The organism is Bacteroides sp. MSSM.1001136sp1_RTP21357st2_D2_RTP21359_211015 (assembly GCF_040913205.1).
Classification (GTDB): Bacteria; Bacteroidota; Bacteroidia; order Bacteroidales; family Bacteroidaceae; genus Bacteroides; species Bacteroides ovatus.
Map to the genome: position 1 here is coordinate 1 of NZ_JBDFVF010000001.1, position 20,769 is coordinate 20,769.

A 20,769-nucleotide genomic window follows, 5' to 3' on the forward strand; every position below is an offset into this window, starting at 1 on the left:
TAACAAAGCCCGGGCTTGAGAAAGTCTGGGCTTTGCGCATAAAAAAGGCTGTGTCAGCGTTTTGACACAACCTCATTCGAGTGAGATGGTGACGGTATACCAATGTGATACCGTCACTATTTTTAGATATGTATTTTACCAGTTTCTTTTCACTGTGCGGTAACCGTAGCCGATAATTACAAGAAAACAGATGAACGGAAGAATAAATGAAACATTGACAGCCGGTAACCACGCTATTTGTTCCAAATCAATGATGCTTGCCTGTAGCGGTGGAAGAACAGAACCTCCCAGGATAGCCATAATAAGGCCGGCAGCTCCGAACTTCGCATCATCTCCCATACCTTTCAAGGCAATACCGTAGATGGTAGGGAACATCAATGACATACAAGCCGATACTGCTACCAGACAATACATTCCGAAGATATTTTGAAGGAAGATTACACCTAAAGTGAAAATACCTCCAAAGATAGCAAGAATCATCAGCAATTTACCCGCATTGAGATAGCGCAGAATGAACGTACAGATAAAACGGCTAATACAGAATATCACCATTGCTATGATATTATATTGTTGAGATAGTACTTCCGCACTTTTCTCGTCCATACCTTGTGACATGAACAAGCGTGTTCCATACTGAATGATGAAAGTCCAGCACATAATTTGTGCACCTACATAGAAAAATTGGGCAATTACACCTTCACGATAACGCGTTTGGGTGAAAATACGTTTCAGTGTAGGGAAGAAGTCTATTCTATGATTCTGATCTCCATTCTTAGGCATCTTGACGAATCGTATCAGAAGCAACATGGCTACGATAATCAGTCCGATAATGAGATAAGGAGCAATCAGGACGCTAAGGTCGCTTTCTTTGATTGCTTGAAATTCGCTGTCGTTAAGCAATGCGCGGTCTTCGGTACACATCGGATGCAATTTCGCTTGAATGAACTGCATGGCTACATACATTCCGAGAAGTGACCCCATCGGGTTGAAAGACTGTGCAAGGTTCAATCGCCGGGTAGCTGTTTCTTCCGTTCCCATGGAAAGAATATACGGATTACAGCTTGTTTCGAGGAAAGATAATCCGCAGGTCAGAATAAAATAAGCAATCAGAAACGGATAGTACTCACCCGTCATTTTGGCGGGGAAGAATAAGAAGGCTCCGAAAGCATACATACCCAGTCCTAACAAAACACCTGCTTTGTAGGAATATTTGCGGATGAAGATGGCAGCCGGGAAAGCCATTGCAAAGTAGCCTCCATAGAAGGCAACCTGTACCAATGCCCCGTCGGTGGCACTCATCCGGAAGATTTTAGAGAATGCCTTTACCATCGGATTGGTAATGTCATTGGCAAATCCCCATAACGCAAAACAGGAGGTAATGAGAATAAAAGGTATAAGATAACTGATGCCATCTTTCGAAATGATGGACTGCTTGGTGTGTTTCATGGTTGTCTCTGGTATTTTTTTAAGTATTATACAAATGGAACATTCTTTCCATCGGTTTCCATTTCTCTGCGGAACTCATTCCGGGTGCGGCTTGTTGGAAGATAGCCATATATTCTTCCCACTCTTGTTGGCGGGGAAGGGTGTTCAGACGTTCCATTGCCGTGTCCCAGTCAAAATCAAGGGGAGTTTCGACGATCATAAACAGTCGGGTTCCCAGGATATAAATTTCCATTTCCAGGATGCCAACTTCCCGGATACCGGCAAGAATTTCCGGCCATGCTTCCGCCTGGCTATGTCTTTTCCGATATTCGGCGATTAGTTCCGGAGAATCGCGTAAATCAAGGGTTTGGCAATATCGTTTGACGGGAACGTCATAAGATTGAACCTGATAACCGGTTTTAGATGTTTCCATATACTTTTATTTTTTAGGATAATATACTTGTGGTGTAACGCTGCGAGTGACAATTTCCCGCAATTCACGAAGATTGGCAATTTCTCCTTTAGCCATTGCCTGCGTCAGAATGTTTCCCATTGCAGTGGCTTCCACCGGACCTGCATAAACAGGAATACCGAGTTCGTCAGCTGTCAGTTGGTTGAGTAACTTATTTTGTGATCCTCCTCCGATGATATTTAACTGACGGATTGGAGCGGGGAGGCAACGGTTGAGCTGTTCCACAGCCAGCCGATATCTGAAAGCTAATGACTGGAGCACACATCGTACAGTCTCTGCCTTGTTTTGGGGAATTTGCAAAGCATGATTCCGGCAATAATGAATAAGCGCATTCTCCATATTTTCCGGATTCATGAATATGGTGTCGTCTACAGGGATGATTGTATCAATCTCGGCTTCGGCTGCTTGCGGGATGATTATATCATAATCTTGTTCCTCGCCACACGCTTTCCACTCGCTCATCAAGCGTTGCAGAATCCATAATCCTGTTATATTCTGGAGGAAACGGATTTTGCCGTCTACACCTCCTTCATTGGTGAATTGAGCTTTTCTTGCTTCTTCCGTTAATATGGGTTCGTCCACTTCAACTCCCAGTAGCGACCAAGTGCCGGAACTAAGGAAAGCGATAGGACTTTCTGCAGCAGGAACAGCAGCTACGGCACTGGCTGTATCATGTGAACCTACGGCAATAACGTCTACGGCACCCAGTCCGGTTTCGCGTGCAATATCCTCTTTCAGAGTGCCTCTGATTGTTCCGGGAAGAATGATTTTACCGAACAGATGTTCGGGAAGACCTAAGCTATGTATGGTATCGAATGACCAGTTGCGTGATTTGGCGTTGAGTAATTCAGAGGTGGAGGCGATACAATATTCATTATTGGCTACCCCTGTCAGGAAATAACTGAAGAGATCGGGCATGAATAAAAGTTGCCGGGCAACTTCCAACTGTGCATCTTGATTTTGCTTCATGCTGTAAAGTTGAAACAGCGTATTGATAGGCATCACCTGAATACCGGTTTCGGCATAATGTCGATGTTCATCCATGCACTTGAATACTTCTGCCGGCATTCCCTCTGTTCTTGCATCCCGGTAACAGACTGGATTTCCTAATAGGTTTCCATGTTTGTCAATCAGTCCGAAATCCACTCCCCAAGTGTCAATACCAATACCTTTTACGGCATATCCTTTTTGTGCAGCCAGTTTTAGTCCGGTTTTCATATCTTCGAACAGAGCCGGGAAGTCCCAGTAAATATGATTGCCTAGTTTGACCTGCCGGTTGGAGAAGCGGTATATCTCTTCCAATTCCAGCCTGTCGTTAAGAAGAAAGCCGGCGATGATTCGCCCGCTGCCGCCTCCGAAGTCTGCTGCTAAATAAGTGTGTTTGATGGTATCTTTCATGGTAATATGCCTGGATATTAGTTGGTTTTCTTTCCTAATACGTAGATTTCCAGGTCTTCAATTTCTGCCGGTGTGAGCACTGAATAATCACCGCCGGATTGAACAATGATGCGACAAGCCATTTCGAAAAAAGTAGCCCGTTCATATACTTGGTCGAAGTCTTTTCCGCACACCACTTGTCCGTGGTTGGTCAGTAAAACCGAGTTATGCTTTTGCATGGCTTCTACCACGGCTTTCGCCAGTTCCGGTGAGCCGGGACGATAATACGGAATCACAGGTATTTCCGAACCTACATGGCAAGGAATTTCTGCTGTTACATTGAAATTTGCCGGCTTGTTCTTCATGCAGGAGACAGCGGTGGCATATTCCGATTGGAAATGGAGAACGACATTGACGTCCGGACGTTCACGGAGAATACCCAAATGGAATGTACTTTCCATAGAGGGTTTTACACCATTGGCAGGAATGCCGCTGGCGATATTGCAGATTGAAACCTTTTCTTTGCCAAGTGTGGGAACCCAGGAACCCGTACCAGAAATCAATGCTTCTTCGCCGATTCTCCAGGAAAGGTTACCGCTGCTGCAAAGCATTAACTTTGCATCCCCGTAACGATGTGCTTGTGCAATGAACTGTGCAATATGTTCGTTAGTAATCATAGTGTTACTTATTTAAGTCGCTGTAGGGGGCGGGGCTATCCCGACATTTGTTATGTGTCGGGTGGGGGACCCCATCCCTACGAACGGCAAAGTTAAAATATTTATTTATACAGGACGAAAAAAACTTGTTTATTTATAGATAGGGCCATAAGTTGCACAAGCTCTGTAGTCTGATCCTTCTTTATCCATGCCGAAGGCATTCCAGGCTGCCGGACGGAACATCTGATCTTCTTCTACATTGTGCATACATACTGGAATACGGAGCATGGAAGCAAGAGTGATTAAGTCCTGACCGATGTGTCCATAGCTGATAGCTCCATGATTGGCTCCCCAGTTATTCATTACTGAATATACATCTTTAAAAGCCGGTTTTTCGCACAGGCGGGGTACAAACCAGGTGGTAGGCCATGTAGGATCTGTACGCATATTGAGTTTCTGATGGATTTCCGGATCAATTTCCACTGTCCAACCTTCTGCGATTTGCAGGACAGGGCCTAAGCCTTTAATCAGGTTGAGGCGCATCATGGTAACAGGCATTCCGCCTTTTGACAGGAAGTTGGACGAGAAGCCACCCCCACGGAAGTAGTCACGGTCTGCCGGATACCAGGTCGTTGCTTTGAGACAGTTCTCTACATCAGCGTCCGTCAGGTTCCATGGTTCTTTCATAACCGGATTGCCTGCTGCGTCTAATGATTGGCCGGAACCGTCGAGAGTCGTTGCACCGGAATTGATAAGATGGATGATACCGTTTGCTGCCAATCCGCTCAACTCTTTGCCGGTTACACGTTTCACGGCTTCAGGACTCCAGTAAGTACGTACGTCGGAGAATATTTGTGCACGGTTGGTCAATAGATGTCCGAACAGCATAGCTACGCCGTTGCAGGCATCGTTCTCGGTAGCTACGACAAATGCTTCACGGATACCGTTCCAGTCAAAAGAAGTATTGAGCAGAGCTTCCGGATAGTCACCGTTAGGATAGAAGTCTGTCCATTGGCGTTGTCCCTGGAAACCGGCTGCAATGGCATTGTGTCCCAAGGCTTCTTCCTTGAATCCCATTTCTTTCAATTTGGGATTTCCGGTCATCAAGTCGCGCATGATAATCGTCATCTTTACAATGAATTCCCAATCAGCATCTTTCTGTTCACGGGTTTTACGTTTTTCAGGACGGTTCTTGAAGTCTTCACCTTCGTTTGTCTTGCAATTTTTTTCAGTCCAGGCCATGGCTTTGGCGTATTCTTCGTGGTCATAGATGCCTTCGTCCATTCGACGGATGATTTCTGTGAGGTCTATTGACTCATTACGCATTCCCAAATACTCTTGGAAAAAATCAGGATTAACAATAGAACCGGCGATACCCATAGATACACTACCCATTGACAGGTAAGATTTGCCTCTCATCGTAGCTACTGCCTGTGCAGCACGTGCAAAACGAAGAATCTTTTCTGATACATCTTCAGGGATTGTGTTGTCGTCCAAATCTTGAACGTCGCGTCCGTAGATACCGAATGCGGGAAGGCCTTTTTGTGCGTGTCCGGCAAGTACGGCAGCAAGGTATACAGCTCCCGGACGTTCTGTGCCGTTGAATCCCCAGACAGCTTTCGGATAATGCGGGTTCATATCCATCGTTTCAGCACCATAGCACCAGCAAGAAGTGACGGTAATGGTAGAGCCGACCCCTTCTCTTTCAAACTTTTCCGCACAAGCGGCACTTTCGGCTACGCGTCCGATCGTGCTATCGGCTATAACACATTCTACCGGACTGCCATCACCGTTTTTCAGGTTGCTGCTGATTAACTCGGCTACTGCTTTTGCTAAATTCATTGTTTTCTCTTCAAGGCTTTCGCGAACGCCACCCTGGCGACCATCGATTGTGGGACGAATCCCGATTTTCGGATACTTTTTCATGGTTTCTATCTATTAAAGGATTAATTAATATCTGTGCTGAACTGTGCTGATGTCTTCGCAAAAAAAAAATTAAAGTGACTTTCGAAGCCTTACTTCCGTTGGTAAGAACTTCTGAACCGGTACATTATTAAGAACGAAATTGGCCGCTTCGTTTCCCATCATTTCCCAATCAATACTCAATGAGGTTATTCCTTCGTCAATCACTTCGTAGGAAGGAATATCATTATACGCTAACAGACCGAAATCTTTTCCGCATTTCAGCCCTTCCAATCTTCCTTGTTTCACCACTTTTACTACATCTTGTTGCTTGATGGCGATATAGGCAACTCCCTTACGTACGATCAGATTCTCAATATCCTCCTGTATTTCACAGAGGAATCCTTGCTCCTGACAGAAACGGGTAAAATACACCTTACTGCTTTGGGGATGTTTCAGGCTTTTGGGAAACAAAAAAACGAGCTGGTGATAGTTCTTCAATCTTTCCTTGAGCAGATTCAATGCCTGATAGAAAAATTCATCAAAATCCTGGCAGATATATGAATACTTTTCTTTTTCGAATTTGCCGAAATCAAGGAGTAGTAATCTTGAAGGATTAATTTTATTGAGAACAGTGCTGAATTTTTCGTTATCGAAATTCATCACGATGTATTTGTTGTATTTCCCGATGGATTCCCGGAGGATCGTATTGAACAACCGTTCGTTGTATTGATGAAATAATAAGTCTACCTTATAGTTGATAGGCAGATGTCTGACGAAACTGTTATATAAGGCTTCTTTGAAAGGAGTATATTGGTCGAGCAGCAATAAGACATTGGTCACCTGGCTCGTCACATAATAACCCTTGCCGGGAGTGGAGTCGATCAAGCCTCGTTCGCGTAAATCAAGGAAAGCCTTGAAAACGGTGTCGCGTGATACTCCGTATTGAGCACTCAACTGATTGATGGAAGGCAAAGAATCTCCTTCAAGAAATTCTTTTCTGGAAATCGCCTGGCTAAGTGCGTCCGCTAGTTGCGTAACCTTGCTTGCCTGTTGTCCGAATGTTGCCTTTTTATCAATTCGTTTCATATTCGAAAAATAAATAACACTATGCTGAACTATGCTGATGCAAAGAAAGGCATTTTATTCTGAACGGAATAAATAATTTGATATGTTTTATAGCAGAAAACAATAAAAAAATCCCCTCCGGCGGACCGGAGAGGATTTATAGCTTTTCCTGATTTCTTGTTCGGAATCTGCTGAAATTTATTCAGCAGCAGCTTCTGTTGCAGGAGCTTCTTCAGCCGGAGCTGCGGCAGCTTCTTCTGCAGGTGCTTCAGCAGCAGCTTTTTCGGCAGCTTCAGCAGCTTTCTTTTCAGCGAGTGCTTTTGCTTTCACTTCGTTGATCTTCTTTTCTGCTTCCAGACGTGCTTTTGCTTCAGCTTTCTTAGCTTCGTCTTGTTTAGCCTTCAAAGTAGCCAAACCTGACTGTTTGTTGTTTTTCCAAGCTTCGAATTTAGCTTCAGCTTCTGCTTCTCCGAATGCGCCTTTTGCTACACCGCCCAGAAGATGTTTCTTCATGTAAACTCCTTCACGAGAAAGAATGTTACGTACAGTGTCACTTGGTTGTGCACCTTTCAGTACCCATGCCAATGCAGCGTCGAAATTCAAATCTACTGTAGCAGGATTGGTGTTAGGGTTGTAAGTACCAATCTTCTCAATAAATTTACCATCACGTGGTGCTCTGCTGTCTGCAATTACAATTGAATAGAACGCGTAACTTTTACGTCCGTGTCTCTGCAATCTGATTCTAGTTGCCATTTTAAATAATTGTTTTTAATGATTGATTTGAATTATGCTATTATCTCGTAATAGCGGGCACAAAGATACGGCTTTTCTTTTGATTGACAAACATTTCGCATCTTTTTTACGAATACCGTTTCGGATAGCGGAACAAAATTGCTAGCAGGGCGCATGCTCCCATTGTAAACGGATAGTAGAGATTTCCGATGATACTGATGGGGGAGATACTGGCAAGTCCCGCTGCAATCAGCATCTGCGCTCCGTATGGAATAATCCCTTGTATCAGGCAGGAGAAAGTATCGAGGATACTGGCTGTTTTTCTTCGGTCGAGATGGAATTTCACGGCAATATCTTTGGCAATCGGTCCTGTTGTTATAATGGCAATCGTGTTGTTGGCTGTACATAAGTTGGCGATACTTACCAGGGCGGCAATGCTTAGTTCGGCTCCTCTTTTACCATTGACGTGGCGGGTGAGTTTCCGGATAATGAAATCGATACCACCGTTATAACGGATGGTTTCGAGCATCCCTCCGGCCAATAGAGTGATAATAATCAGTTCTCCCATTCCTGTAATTCCCGTTCCCATGGCACCAAACCAGTCGAAAATTCCAAAGCTGCCGGTCGCGATGCCAATGATGCCACTTGTCAATATACCTATTATGAGTACGAGCATCACGTTCATTCCGGCAATGGCTGTTCCTAATACTATTATATAAGGTATAACTTTGATCCATTCAATGGTCTGTGTTTGGGCGGGAGCGGTAATGGATAGTCCCTGAAATATGTAAATTCCCAACACAATGATGGCTGCCGGGACGACAATCATAGAATTTACACGGAATTTATCGCGCATTACACATTCCTGGGTTTTTGTCGAAGCGATGGTGGTGTCGGAGATAAAAGATAAGTTGTCTCCGAAAAAAGAACCGCCTACTACGACGGCTACCATAAAGGGGAGAGCTATTTCTGTCTTTTCTGCCAGTCCTACGGCAACGGGAGTAAGGGCGACGATAGTTCCTACGCTGGTTCCGATGGATAAAGAGATGAAACAGGCGGCAATGAAGATGCCTGCCAGTAACAGGTTATCCGGCAGAATATGCAGTGTCAGATTGACAGTGGCATCGATTGCTCCCATTTGTTTCGCACTATGAGCAAAGGCTCCGGCAAGAATGAATATCCATATCATCAGGAGGATATTTTTATTGGCAGCTCCCACGGAGAACTGATAGATGCGTTGGTCTAGTTTCAATCCTTTGGTAATAGCAATGGCGTAGCAGGAAGAAACAAGGAAAGCCACCGTGATAGGCACTTTATAAAAGTCGTTGACAAGAATGGAAGTTACCAGGTAAAGGCATAAGAATACGAGCAACGGACTTAATGCCCACCAACTTCCGGTGCGGTTTTTATGTATTTTTTCTTCAGTCATAAATGGAATATGTAGATATTCGTTTTTTGCTTTCGGTTCTCTGTCTCTTAAAGTAAAATAATACGCTTTTGCATGATTTCCGTCAGTTGTGCTTTCAACAGGCGGGCATTGATAGGTTTAGGCATATAGCCGTCAAAACCGCTTTCCATCACCCGTTGTTCATCCGAAGCGTATGCAAAAGCCGTAATGGCGATAATAGGTACCTTGGCAGAATATTTGCGTATTTCTTTAGTTGCCTCGTAACCGTCCATGACCGGCATATTGATGTCCATCAATATAATCTGCGGATTATATTGCTTGAACATTTCCACCGCCTCTTGTCCATCCCAGGCATGAATTAATTGATACTCTCCCTTTAGTATGGATGCGAACAGTTTGTAGTTACTTTCATTATCCTCGGCAATCAGAATGGTAAACTTGTTTTTTTCTATACTTATCGGCTGAATTTCCTCTTTTTTTATGCTTTCTTCTACGGCTATTGCGGCTTTATATGGCAGCGTGAACCAGAATGTTGAACCTTTGCCCTCTTCCGAGTCTACTCCGATGGTACCTCCCATGTGTTCTACCAGAGTCTGGCAGATAGAAAGTCCCAGGCCGGTGCCTTGTTCGAAACTATTTAATTTGACGAAGCGTCCGAAAATGCTCTTTTGCTTGTCTTTGGGAATGCCACAGCCAGTATCGCTGACATAAAAATAGATCTCTTTGCCGCGGAGTTCATAACCAAAACGAATGTATCCTTCAGTGGTGAATTTGATGGCATTGCTTATCAGGTTGATGAGCAATTGTGACAGCCTGTTCTTCTCTGTATGGATAAAGCAGTTTTTCTCTGCCAGATGGCAGGTTAACTGTACTTTTTCAGATTTTATTTTTAATTGTAATGAGCTCGTTAACTCGTTCAGCATTTTGTTCAAGTCTATGTTGGAATATTGAAATTCCAATGTTCCGGCTTCAATCTTTGATAAATCAAGAATGTCACTGATTAATTGCAATAACAAGGTATTATTGTTTTCAATGATGCTCACATATTCCTGCTTTTCCTCTTCCTCGTCTGTTGAAGCCAATATGCCGGAGAAACCGACAATAGCGTTGAGGGGAGTACGGATTTCATGGCTCATATTGGCGAGGAAGGCAGACTTCAGACGATTGGATTCTTCTGCCCGGTCTCTGGCTGTGGTCAATTCCATTTCCATCTTTTTCCGTGTGGTGATGACTAGTGAAGAACCGACCAGGGTGAGCGGCTTGCCGTTTTCGTCACGGGTCTCTACAGCGGCTTGAGCTTCCACCCATTCGATTCTGTGAATGTTATTCTGTACATTGATAACCCGGTATTCTTCCCTGACTTTATCCGATCGCCCTTCTATCAGGTCATCATAGGCTTTTTCTACCCGTTTACGGTCTTCTTTGAATATCTTTGAGAAATATTGGGAATCGGGCACTGCCAATTGTTCTTCATTCACGTCTTTATCGTTTGTGCTAAGCTCAATAGGCCTATTGATGTCGCAAAGTATGGTTTTGCTTCGCAAATCCCATTTCCAAGGCACGATATTGGCTACGTCCAGTGCCATTGCCAGTTTATTGTTGGTAGCACTTAGTTTTTGTTGTGCTTTGTGTAGTTCGGTGCTGTCCAGGCAGAAAATATCGACAATATTGTTGTGGTGAGTTCCTTTTAGTACTACATCATAGAAGGTGTCTATCTGTTTGAAATAATAGGGGAAAGTGATAGCCTTGTTTTCCGCAAGTGACATTTTGGTGAAATGCAGGAACTCCGGCATGGATTCAGGGAATATTTCACTGGCTTTCTTGCCTACTACATCTTCTTTACGGAAAAAACTTTTCTCGAAATGAGCGTTGACATTCCGGTATACAAGTTCTATCGGGGTACCTTCTTCATTCATGATTAACTCTTCTTGCATATACAATATAGGCATATTGTTAATCAGGTTTTTGTAAGAAGTCATTGTGTCAATCTCTTTCTGTTGTATTTTCTTGAGCTTATTCAGATGACTGATGCGGTATTGGAAGAATAGGGCAAGCAGTATGAAGCAGACTATGGTTCCTAAAATAAAGTATCCGTACTGTTCCCAAAACGTAGGCGGCTTGTTAAAGAAAATAGTGCCCGGTGGACATAAGTATGGCGACATTCCTTTACGTAGCAAAACATTGTAGTTGATAGTCGGAGCGGCATCTGAAGGCTCGTAAAAAGGTATCTCGGATGCTTGTTTGCCATTCAATATTGATTGGATCGTTTGTATGATTTTCTGGCTGTATACATGTTGATCGTAGATGTATCCGCCAATTATTCCTCCTGCGTTGTCCTTGATTGTCATCATCCCAAGGCTGAACAGAGGTGCGGAAGTCGTTGAGACTAATAGGTGTGAATTTGTAACTAGCGAGGTGTTGCCGGCAAAGGTGTGTTTGTAAAACCATGAAGAGAAAAGTATTCCTGTTGTTTTAGGATCAACGGTGTAAAGGGTGTCCAGTAAATGATTGGTTTGCATCTTCCGGGGCGATATGAATTGATAATTGATGTCGGGATGGCTCTTTTTCAATTCTTGTTTGATAACCATATTGTAAGTCTGGTTGTTTTGCCGTTCATCACCGATAAATATGAAATTTTTAATATCGGGAGTCATTCGGCAAATCAGGTCTATATTTTCTTTAATATAGAAATTGGAATGTAGGAAAGTGAGATTGTAAGGCTGCGCCATATCTGCAATCGGGGTTCTTGCAGTCAACTCAACAGGCTTCTTTTGGAGATAAAATTCCTTCGGGCCGATGTAATCTTCTTCAGCACATAGTATAATCGGAATATTTCCCCACATCTTTCTGAAGTCGTCCCGTAATATCATGCTGGAGTTTCCGAGTAATATCAACATACGCGGAGAATGTCGCTTGTATTTTTCCAGAACTGCCTGTCTGAATTCATTCAAAGTGGAGTCTGTGTCCATCATTAGCATGTTCATGTGTTCGGTATAGAGTGCTAATTGAGGCGAATTCTGGGCATATTCGGTAATGGCTGAAATCATTCTGAAGCTCCAGGGAGCTGCTTCTGTATATGAATTAATGATTAAAAGATAATTTGACGAGTTCACTGAATCTTTTTGAGCTAGAATCGGTGATATGTAGGAAAAAGCTAATAGACAGAAAGACAAAAATAATTTTATTATATATGAGTTAATTATTTTGGTTTGAAAAAGAGTTGTCATTTTAAATTTAATTTTCTGGTGGCTTATTAAGTTTATGCATTGGCAAAAGTATTAATAATAAATGAATTAAACTTGATTTTGACCATAAAAAATGAATGAAAAAAAGACTTCAGGTCTTTTTCTGATTAACGGGCTTTTTATTCAATTTTATAGGGATACGCTTTGGTAGGGATGAGTAAACCAAAAACGCGAGCCGGTTCCCATCTCGGATTCCACTCCAATAGTGCCGCCGAGATGTTCGATAATGCTCCTGCAAATAGACAGCCCTAAGCCTGTGCCTTTTGAGAATGAATTGAGTTTCACAAAGCGGTCGAATACCCGGTCTACTTTGTCCGGTTCAATCCCCATTCCTGTATCAGCTACGGAAAATTCAATTTCACAGGTATCTTCTTTCAGATGATATTCAAGAAGAATCTGTCCCTTATTTGTAAATTTGAGGGCATTGTTGATAAAGTTTGTGATAACCTGCATCAGACGTTTCTTGTCAGTATAGATATAAAAATTGGGTAGGGTGGGGGCTAGTAATACAGGTACCGGCTTATCTTCTTTTATATCATAATTGCGTATGATATCTTCACAGAAGCTCTTGATGTCCAGATAATCCATGGTGAAGTCGAGTGTTCCGGCTTCTATTTTTGATAAGTCGAGAATGTCGGATATCAGTTGTAAAAGAAGTTCGGTGTTTTCTTGCATGATATCGACATAATCCTGGCGTTCCTTTTTGTCATCCGATTCGACCAGTAAACTGGCAAAGCCGACAATCGCATTGAGCGGAGTACGGATTTCATGACTCATATTGGCGAGGAAGGCTGATTTTAAGCGGTCCAGGTTTTCCGCTTTTTCTTTGGCTATCCTTAGTTCTTCTTCTATTGTTTTTTGGTGGTCAATATCAACGCTGGTAATCACGTGTGCCATCTGTCCGTCTATCCAGGCAAATGCTGCACTGAATACCCGGAACCAACATTTGTCGAACGGGCGTTGGTAATCCCAGGAATATACCTTGGTTGGCAGCCCGTTTTCATCTATCAAATGTTTCTTAGGACAAAACTCACATTCTCCGGTTTTATCTTTATATAGAGCCTGCCAGCATTTTTTTCCTTCAAAGTGTTCGATACCTCCATAAGGAGCGGCCATAGATTCATTGGCATATAGCATATCATGGGAATCAAAAGAGTTTACGTAGATGTCAACCCCCATATTATTCATGATGCTGCTTAACGTCTTGCTCGCCCGTACTTCTCTTTCTTTATATTCCCGCACTGCTATTTCCTTGGAGAGGGAGCCTAAAATGAGATGAATCATTTGCAGTTCTTCATCGGTGAAAGATATTGCATGTTCTCTGTCTCCAAATCCGATGAATCCGATAATTTTTCCTTCGGAGTCTTGAATTTGCCGGATTAGTAATGAATCGACTTTATAGAAATCCACGATGTCTACATCATCCCAAGAAGTATTTTGGTTTCTGCAAGCATAAAAAGGTTTGTTCTTTCCATTTGCACGGACAACATGTTGATTGGTCATTTCGCTGATTTCAAAACGTTGTCGCAAAACGTTGTCGTTATTTCCGACAGTTTCCTTTAGATAGAAGTAGCGAAATCCGTCAGTTTGATAAATGAATCCTCTTTTAAAGCCATAGTATTCGCAAATATCCGTAAGTGATTCTGTGATTTTTTTCTCAATAGAGTCACAGCTATTCAGTCTTTCTAAAAAATGAAGTAAAAATGCATTGTAATTCTCTCTTTCTCTAATCATATTGTTTTAGGCATCTTGTTTGGTTATTTAAACTCGGAAGGAGTATGCTGTTTATCTCTTTCAAGTCTTCAAGCTGCTAATATACGGACTTTTAAAAAATGATGAACGCTGTTTCAGATTTTTTGTAATGTTCCGTTTTTCTTTTTTTTGGTACGAAAAGAGAATGTGATATATGATATTTCTCTTGGATTTTAGTTAACTAACAATAATCATTTGAGAAATAAAGGAGTGAACACTTGTGCGGATTTATTGAATTGAATAATGATTGGGGAAGTTAGTCGGTCATTGAATTTTTTGAATCTGTAAGTGATTGATTATTAATGCGCAATAAATGTACATTTTTCCTTTAAAACCAACGGGTCGTTCCTTTAAAAGAAACGACCCGTTGTACACCGAGAAACACACTGTTGCTTTTAAAGGAACGTGCTTTTTCATCTTCGGATGCGTAGATTAATATAATAATGTTTATATTTATTGTTTTATATCTACGTTGCAAACATTATTTTAATGCTTCGATAACCTGTGGCATCATTGTCCAAATGGTGTTTTCATCTTGAGCAGTAAAAAAGTTGCCATCTATCTCTGATTTCTTATCGGTAGCTGTTCCGTTTTGAATAGCTGGTTTAGCTAATGGGTGAACTGCTACTTTCTTCCCTTTGGTAATTCCGGTAAAGTCAAACATCATTGCACCGGCACAATGTCCGATCATCATTTTCCCTTTATCTCCGAAAGTTTTAATGACTTGCATCAAATCTACGTTATAGGGTTTATCGGCATTCTGCTGAAATACAGGTACTGCATCCCCACAAGAGAAAACGAGTGCATCGAATTCATCTTCGTGTCCCTTCAAATTAGTGATCACATCGTCTGCTGTCAGGCTGATTTCTGAATTTGTTTTAATCTCCTTCGTATCCGATACGGCAAATACTTTATATGAAATGCCATTCTCGAAAAACGCTTCCAAATATTGGAATAATCCACAACCATTTACCGGATTCACTGCTAAAACTGCAACTTTCTTTGCCATAATCATAATTATTTAAATGAAACAATAGTTATTATTAGTAAGTTTATTACTTTTGTGATGCAAATGTATCTTTCTAGTTTGAGAAATGCAATAACGTACTTGAAAATAAGGAAGTTACATAGAGGTAACTATTGTTGGAACTCAATAAAATACAAAACGTTAAAGAATGAAAAACTTTCATCCGATAGGAAATTGTCCGATAAGAGATGTGCTTAGCCGCTTGGGAGACAAGTGGTCGATGCTGGTGCTTATTACGCTGAACGCAAACGGCACCATGCGTTTTAGTGATATTCATAAAACGATAGAAGATGTTTCACAAAGAATGTTGACTGTAACATTGCGTACTCTGGAATCAGATGGATTGGTTGAACGGAAAGTATATGCTGAAGTACCTCCCCGTGTGGAGTATTGTCTGACAGATACGGGTGGCACTTTGATTCCTCATATTGAAGGACTGGTGGGATGGGCTTTGGAGAATATGGATACTATTTTGGACCACAGACAAATGAGTCGGTAACATTTTTATTTTATGATAAAATAGATAATATGGAGATAAAGCTAGTAACTTCAGATAAAAAAGAATTTCTCGAATTATTACTCTTGGCTGATGAACAGGAAAGTATGATTGACCGGTATTTGGAGCGCGGCGATATGTTCGTTCTTTATGATAACGGATTGAAAGCTCTTTGTGTAGTGACTCGTGAAGGGGAAGGTATTTATGAAATCAAGAATATTGCTACCGTTCCTTTCTTTCAACGGCAGGGGTACGGAAAACGTTTAATCGAATTTTTATTTGAATATTATCAGGGAAAGTGTTCTGAAATGTTAGTGGGTACAGGCGATGTACCTTCTTCCAGATCTTTTTATGAACACTGTGGTTTCACGGTTTCTCACCGGATAAAGAATTTCTTTACTGACAACTACGATCATCCGATGTATGAGGATGGTGTGCAGTTGGTGGATATGATATATTTGAAGAAAACATTTTAGTGTGTAGTGAGTGAAGGAAGTTCAATCGTTTGGATGAAATAAAGAATTTTGTTTGTTTATGTTACTGTATGAATGAACGGCTTATTTATAACCTCCTATTGTATGAAAACGTGTTTGTCAATTTTTACAATTAAAGACTACGTTCTTAATAAACGTACTTTCGGTTTATAATAAACTTTTTGATAGTTTATTATAAACGGTATCAGAGTTTATTAAAAACTATTTTGAGTATTTTTAGAGATTCTATAGAATGAGTTAAGTAAAAATATAAACAAAATAGGGCAATGATCGTTAGATCATTGCCCTATGATATATCTGTATTAATACTAAAATGTATCAGTTTAAAGGTCCTTTATGTCTCTATTTTTCCTAGATTTTTCATTTCTCTTATTGCTTTTGTTTTCTCAAAGATACAAAATAAAAAGCCATTTGTCAAGTGTTTCAGAAGAAAAGCCGATTATTCATTAAACCAGTCTATTTTCTTTGAAAAATACATCACTATTGCCAGAATGATAAACAGTCCTAAGCTGCCTGCCAATAATGCGAAAGTCTCCAGCTGGATAAGAACAAAGATATAAATATAGAGTATAGCCAATAGGCCGGACATGATTAATGATGGTTTCTTTTTCTTGGTAATTCCGAACATATAGCCGCCTACCAGTATAATAGTCAGTGCAGAAGATAACAAATAGGCCGGGTTGAAACCGACGTGCTCGGAGAAAGAGAGGAGCAGGCTGTAGAATAGACAGAGAGCTAGTCCTACCAATAAATACTGCAAGGCATGAATACGGGTCTTGTTCATGATTTCAGTGAAGAAGATCACTCCGAAAGTCAGTAGGATAATCAGAATGGCATACTTTGCGGAGCGCATGGACTGCTGGTACTGTTCCACCGGAATTTTGAAATTCACACCGAAACTGGAGTTTTCAATATCTTTGATGTTCGAGGTGTTGTAGTCAGCCATCACCTGCGAATAATTCCGATTCAAGTTTAAAACCTGCCATTGCGCGGAAAATTCCTTCTCCGTAATATTCCGGTTGTTAGGCAGATAGTTTCCGGTAAAGCTCGGTGTATTCCAGTTGGCTTTCAGATCTACACGGGTTGTTTTACCCAACGGAATAAAGTTGAGTGACTGTGAACCTTTCAGTTTGATTTTTATTTCATAAGGGAGTTTTTTATTCTGCTTCAATTCCGACAAATTAGCGATCGCATGAACTCCGGTATTATCTATGCCTCTGTTGTCCATACCCGGCTCGAAGATGTAAACTGAATCTCCCAAAGTGATGCTGATTTGTTCGCTGATGCCACGCATATCGGTCAGATTCAGGCAAATAGCTGCCCTGTCAAACTGCAGCTGTTCCATATCTATTCTGCTCTTTTTCAATTCTTCCGAACTGAATGACCCTTTCAATGTCAGTTCCGATTGATATACATTGACCTCGTAGATACTTCTTTTCAGAATTTCAGTCTTTAGTTGTCCGCTGACCATAAGCTCATCGGGAAAAAGTATCAGGTCTTTGATAGAAACCTTCTTCTCGCCGTTATTTTCAATGACGACCGGATACTGGAGATTCAGGTAGGGGCCCGTGATGGTCTGTGCCAGACTCCATTTTTCACTTACCTCGTCGATAGCTTCTTCCTGGGTTCGTCCCCGTTCGGAAATAAGATTTTCAATCATGAACATCGGTATCATCAGGAGAAGAATTAATAATCCGATGATGACAACCTTGATTGTTTTGGAGAAACGGTGGAGACATCCCATAGGTTGCTGCACCTGTTGCTCATTTGAATTTTCATTGAAACCGTCCATAAGCCAGTAGTGTTTTGATGAATTATTTATTTTGATTTTAGAAATTTCTCTAAAGCTTCAATATGAGATTTGAAAGCTTCTCTGCCTTGCGGGGTTGCTTGAAAAACAGTTCGTGGCTTTCGTCCAACAAAACTTTTGTTACATACGATATATCCCAGTTCTTCCAGGGAACGGGTATGGCTGGCAAGATTGCCGTCTGTCAGAGAGAGCTGCTCTTTCAGAAAATTGAAGTCGGCTTCCTCATTTACCATCAGAATAGCCATGATACCGAGCCGGACCTTGCTTTCGAATGCTTTATTAATATATTGGAATGCTTCTATCATTTATGATCTCTTTCTTTCGTAGTGTAAATAGAACAATATGCCATAAAGAATATGGAAACCGCCGAAACCGATGGTCCAGAACAGCAGTGAATGACCTTCCCAAAAACAATCTACGACTCCCAGGCAAATGAAAGCATATCCTAACCATACGATACTGGAGTAAGTGAACTTGGATACGTTGACCAGTGCTAGTCCGTAAAATAAAAGCATGACGGAAGCCAGGATGTCATAATACTCATGCATCATGATGGAGATGCATAAAACACCTCCGGTCAGCATCGGAAGAGAAAAGTTCCACAATGCCCGGTAGGTGAGGCGGCTGAAAAATTTCTGTCCTGTCTTCTTGGATTTATAATAGGACAGGATGCAGGCGGTGACCGCAGCTGCTACCAATACGAGCGAAGCTATAATAACCATTAGTTCGAGAGCAACAATTAAATGTGTGCCCGGGGTAATAACTTGTGTAGCGATGTATGCGCCAGCTAATGCGTAAATGCCCGCCATGATTGCAGCGAGACCACTTAGAGAGATAAACTTGGACGACTTTTCCATCAACTCTTTTATCTCATTTACCGATTCTAATGCTTTATCTTTATCCATATAAAAAGTACTTTGTGATACAAAGTAAAATAAAAGATTTCAGATGAACAAACTTTTTGCCTGAATATTTTAATGATAAATATTTGAATGGTATGATAAGGCGTTAATATACAGTTGTTTAATGGGTGAATGAACGAATAGTCAGAAATTATATAAAGAGGGTTTGAAAATGAAATTAGTCAAACGTTTGACTAATTCGGAGGAAATACCTAACTTTGCCGCCGAAACGAAACAGGTAAAAAGAGTATAGAAAATGAGAGAAGGAGCAGAGTTTAGAGAACTCATGTTGCAGATTGTTCGTACCCGTATGGCTTTTCGCCGGTCTATGCAACGGACATTGAGAAAAAATAATGCGGGTATTACGTTTGAGATGCTTCAGGTATTAAGTAGTTTATGGCATGAGCAGGGAATTAGTCAGCAGATATTGGCGGAACGCATTGCAAAAGATAAGGCATGTCTCACCAATTTGATGAATAATCTGGAAAAGAAAGGGTATGTTCATCGGAAAGAAGATCTTGCCGACCGTCGTAATAAACTGGTGTTCCTGACTCCCGAAGGGGAAGAATTTAAAGAACAGATTCGTCCGATTCTCGATCAGGTTTATGTATATGCAGAAAAAATTGTTGGTATAGAGAGCATTGAAACTATGTTGTCTGAATTAAAGAGTGTATGCGATGTACTTGAAAATGTATAAGAAGTATGGGGCGGTTTTATCTAGCCTGTTTTTGGCTGCTCAATCCATAAATGCACAAACGGATTCTTTGTTTCTCACTATCGATCAGCTTTTTGAACGGGGGGTACAGCATAGTCTGCAACTTCAGGCGGATGTAATGAAAGAATCTATGGCGCAGGAGCGGATACGGACCGCACGGTCTGCACAGTTACCGGAACTGCAGATCGGACTGAAAGGGGGATTTGTAGGGCAGCCTGTTGTTTGGGAACGGGGATTATCCGATCCTTCATATCCGGAAGCACCGGACTGGTCACAAAATTATGCGATTGATCTGGCACAGCCTCTCTATCAGGGTGGTAAAATCCGAAGTGCTATTCATAAAGCGGATATAGAAAAACAAGTTGCCGAACTACAAACGTTGACCGATGAGGCGGAAATAAAGTTACGGTTACTCAATCAGTATATGAACTTGTTTAGTCTGTTTAAGCAGCATGAGATACTGACACGGAATATTGAAGAGTCGGAACTCCGGTTACGCGATATCCGGCGAATGAAAAAAGAGGGGCTGATTACCAATAATGATGTATTGCGGAGCGAAATGCAGCTGACTAATGACCGACTGTCTTTGGAGGAAGCGGAAAATAGCATTGCGCTTGTATCGCAGCAACTCAATATCTTGTTGGGGCAGGATGAGAACTTGTTATTACAACCGGATACAACCATTCTCTATCAGGCAGTTGCTTTGCAGTCCTATGATGACTATATTGTTCAGGCGTATGAAAATGATCCGGCGATGAGGCTGCTTCGCGCACAGACAGAATTGGCAAGGAATGAAATCCGTTCTGCCCAATCCTTATCTCTTCCCAGTGTGTCGCTATATGCATCGAATACATTGGCACGTCCCGTTTCACGTACATTGGCGGATATGTATAACAATAACTGGAATGTGGGAGTATCGGTTTCCTATCCTTTATCTTCACTGTACAAGAACAATCATAAAGTAAAAGAGAGCAAACTGATGGTGTCTTTGCGGAAGAATGAAGAAGAACAGAAAATGCAGGGAATCCGCATGGATGTACGTTCGGCATTTTTACGCCACAGGGAAGCGTTGCAGAGGGTAGAGGCTCTAAAACTGTCTGTCCGGCAAGCGGAAGAAAATTACCGTATTATGCAGAATCGTTATCTGAATCAACTGGCTATCCTGACTGATTTACTTGATGCGAATTCCGTCCGTTTGAATGTGGAATTGCAGTTGGTCACTGCACGCACTCGTGTGATTTATACTTATTATCAACTTCAGAAGGCTTGTGGACGTCTTTAATAAACA

The 20,769-nt window shown here is 41.6% G+C and carries 18 protein-coding genes; 4 read left to right on the plus strand and 14 right to left on the minus strand.

Features of this window, described 5'->3' with window-relative positions; translation table 11 throughout:
* Positions 1-135: 135 nt before the first annotated feature.
* The 11 genes from fucP to AB5217_RS00055 form a co-directional block, all read right to left on the minus strand.
* Positions 136-1,446 (minus strand): L-fucose:H+ symporter permease, encoded by a 1,311-nt coding sequence (fucP, locus tag AB5217_RS00005; RefSeq protein WP_004300178.1) that lies wholly within the window; start codon positions 1,444-1,446, stop codon positions 136-138.
* Positions 1,447-1,465: 19 nt separating this feature from the next.
* Positions 1,466-1,858 (minus strand): L-rhamnose mutarotase, encoded by a 393-nt coding sequence (locus AB5217_RS00010; protein WP_004300177.1) that lies wholly within the window; start codon positions 1,856-1,858, stop codon positions 1,466-1,468.
* Positions 1,859-1,864: 6 nt separating this feature from the next.
* Entirely contained in the window at positions 1,865-3,295 is a 1,431-nt protein-coding gene (locus AB5217_RS00015) for a rhamnulokinase (protein ID WP_004300176.1), read from the minus strand.
* A gap of 17 nt (positions 3,296-3,312) precedes the next feature.
* On the minus strand, positions 3,313-3,951 hold the full coding sequence (locus AB5217_RS00020; protein ID WP_004300175.1) for a class II aldolase/adducin family protein: 639 nt from the start codon (positions 3,949-3,951) through the stop codon (positions 3,313-3,315).
* A 129-nt stretch (positions 3,952-4,080) separates the two neighbouring features.
* Positions 4,081-5,856, minus strand: coding sequence for an L-fucose isomerase (gene fucI, locus AB5217_RS00025; RefSeq protein ID WP_032846864.1), 1,776 nt, complete (start codon positions 5,854-5,856; stop codon positions 4,081-4,083).
* Positions 5,857-5,925: 69 nt separating this feature from the next.
* Complete coding sequence (locus tag AB5217_RS00030; protein WP_004300173.1) at positions 5,926-6,921, minus strand: GntR family transcriptional regulator; 996 nt, start codon at positions 6,919-6,921, stop codon at positions 5,926-5,928.
* 177 nt (positions 6,922-7,098) lie between these two features.
* Positions 7,099-7,653 (minus strand): 30S ribosomal protein S16, encoded by a 555-nt coding sequence (locus tag AB5217_RS00035; protein WP_004300172.1) that lies wholly within the window; start codon positions 7,651-7,653, stop codon positions 7,099-7,101.
* Positions 7,654-7,759: 106 nt separating this feature from the next.
* Positions 7,760-9,061, minus strand: a complete 1,302-nt coding sequence (locus AB5217_RS00040) for a Na+/H+ antiporter NhaC family protein (protein WP_004300171.1) — start codon at positions 9,059-9,061, stop codon at positions 7,760-7,762.
* A 47-nt stretch (positions 9,062-9,108) separates the two neighbouring features.
* Positions 9,109-12,267, minus strand: a complete 3,159-nt coding sequence (locus AB5217_RS00045) for an ATP-binding protein (protein ID WP_032846867.1) — start codon at positions 12,265-12,267, stop codon at positions 9,109-9,111.
* Between the two features lie 147 nt (positions 12,268-12,414).
* Positions 12,415-14,019 carry a GAF domain-containing sensor histidine kinase gene (locus tag AB5217_RS00050; protein ID WP_004300169.1) on the minus strand — a complete coding sequence of 535 codons (1,605 nt, stop codon included), beginning with the start codon at positions 14,017-14,019 and terminating at the stop codon, positions 12,415-12,417.
* A gap of 499 nt (positions 14,020-14,518) precedes the next feature.
* Positions 14,519-15,046, minus strand: a complete 528-nt coding sequence (locus AB5217_RS00055; RefSeq protein ID WP_004303842.1) for a DJ-1/PfpI family protein — start codon at positions 15,044-15,046, stop codon at positions 14,519-14,521.
* A gap of 166 nt (positions 15,047-15,212) precedes the next feature.
* Between AB5217_RS00055 and AB5217_RS00060 the strand changes: the two genes are divergently transcribed.
* Together AB5217_RS00060 and AB5217_RS00065 are read left to right on the plus strand one after the other, a co-directional pair.
* Positions 15,213-15,563 carry a winged helix-turn-helix transcriptional regulator gene (locus AB5217_RS00060; RefSeq protein WP_004300166.1) on the plus strand — a complete coding sequence of 117 codons (351 nt, stop codon included), beginning with the start codon at positions 15,213-15,215 and terminating at the stop codon, positions 15,561-15,563.
* A 29-nt stretch (positions 15,564-15,592) separates the two neighbouring features.
* Complete coding sequence (locus AB5217_RS00065) at positions 15,593-16,036, plus strand: GNAT family N-acetyltransferase (protein WP_004300165.1); 444 nt, start codon at positions 15,593-15,595, stop codon at positions 16,034-16,036.
* 457 nt (positions 16,037-16,493) lie between these two features.
* On the opposite strand, the gene creD is transcribed toward AB5217_RS00065, so the two are convergent.
* Genes creD through AB5217_RS00080 form a run of 3 tightly spaced genes read right to left on the minus strand, consistent with a single transcriptional unit; the run spans position 16,494 to position 18,769 of the window.
* On the minus strand, positions 16,494-17,846 hold the full coding sequence (gene creD, locus AB5217_RS00070) for a cell envelope integrity protein CreD (protein WP_004300163.1): 1,353 nt from the start codon (positions 17,844-17,846) through the stop codon (positions 16,494-16,496).
* A 26-nt stretch (positions 17,847-17,872) separates the two neighbouring features.
* The gene (locus AB5217_RS00075; RefSeq protein WP_004300162.1) at positions 17,873-18,169 is read right to left on the minus strand and encodes a winged helix-turn-helix domain-containing protein; all 297 of its coding nucleotides are present in this window, start codon (positions 18,167-18,169) and stop codon (positions 17,873-17,875) included.
* Complete coding sequence (locus AB5217_RS00080) at positions 18,170-18,769, minus strand: hypothetical protein (protein ID WP_004300161.1); 600 nt, start codon at positions 18,767-18,769, stop codon at positions 18,170-18,172.
* A gap of 253 nt (positions 18,770-19,022) precedes the next feature.
* On the opposite strand from AB5217_RS00080, the gene AB5217_RS00085 reads away from it, so the two are divergent.
* Both AB5217_RS00085 and AB5217_RS00090 read left to right on the plus strand, forming a co-directional pair.
* Entirely contained in the window at positions 19,023-19,463 is a 441-nt protein-coding gene (locus AB5217_RS00085; protein ID WP_004300160.1) for a MarR family winged helix-turn-helix transcriptional regulator, read from the plus strand.
* Positions 19,444-20,763, plus strand: a complete 1,320-nt coding sequence (locus tag AB5217_RS00090) for a TolC family protein (protein ID WP_004300159.1) — start codon at positions 19,444-19,446, stop codon at positions 20,761-20,763. Before AB5217_RS00085 ends, AB5217_RS00090 begins: the two co-directional genes overlap by 20 nt.
* Positions 20,764-20,769 lie beyond the last annotated feature (6 nt).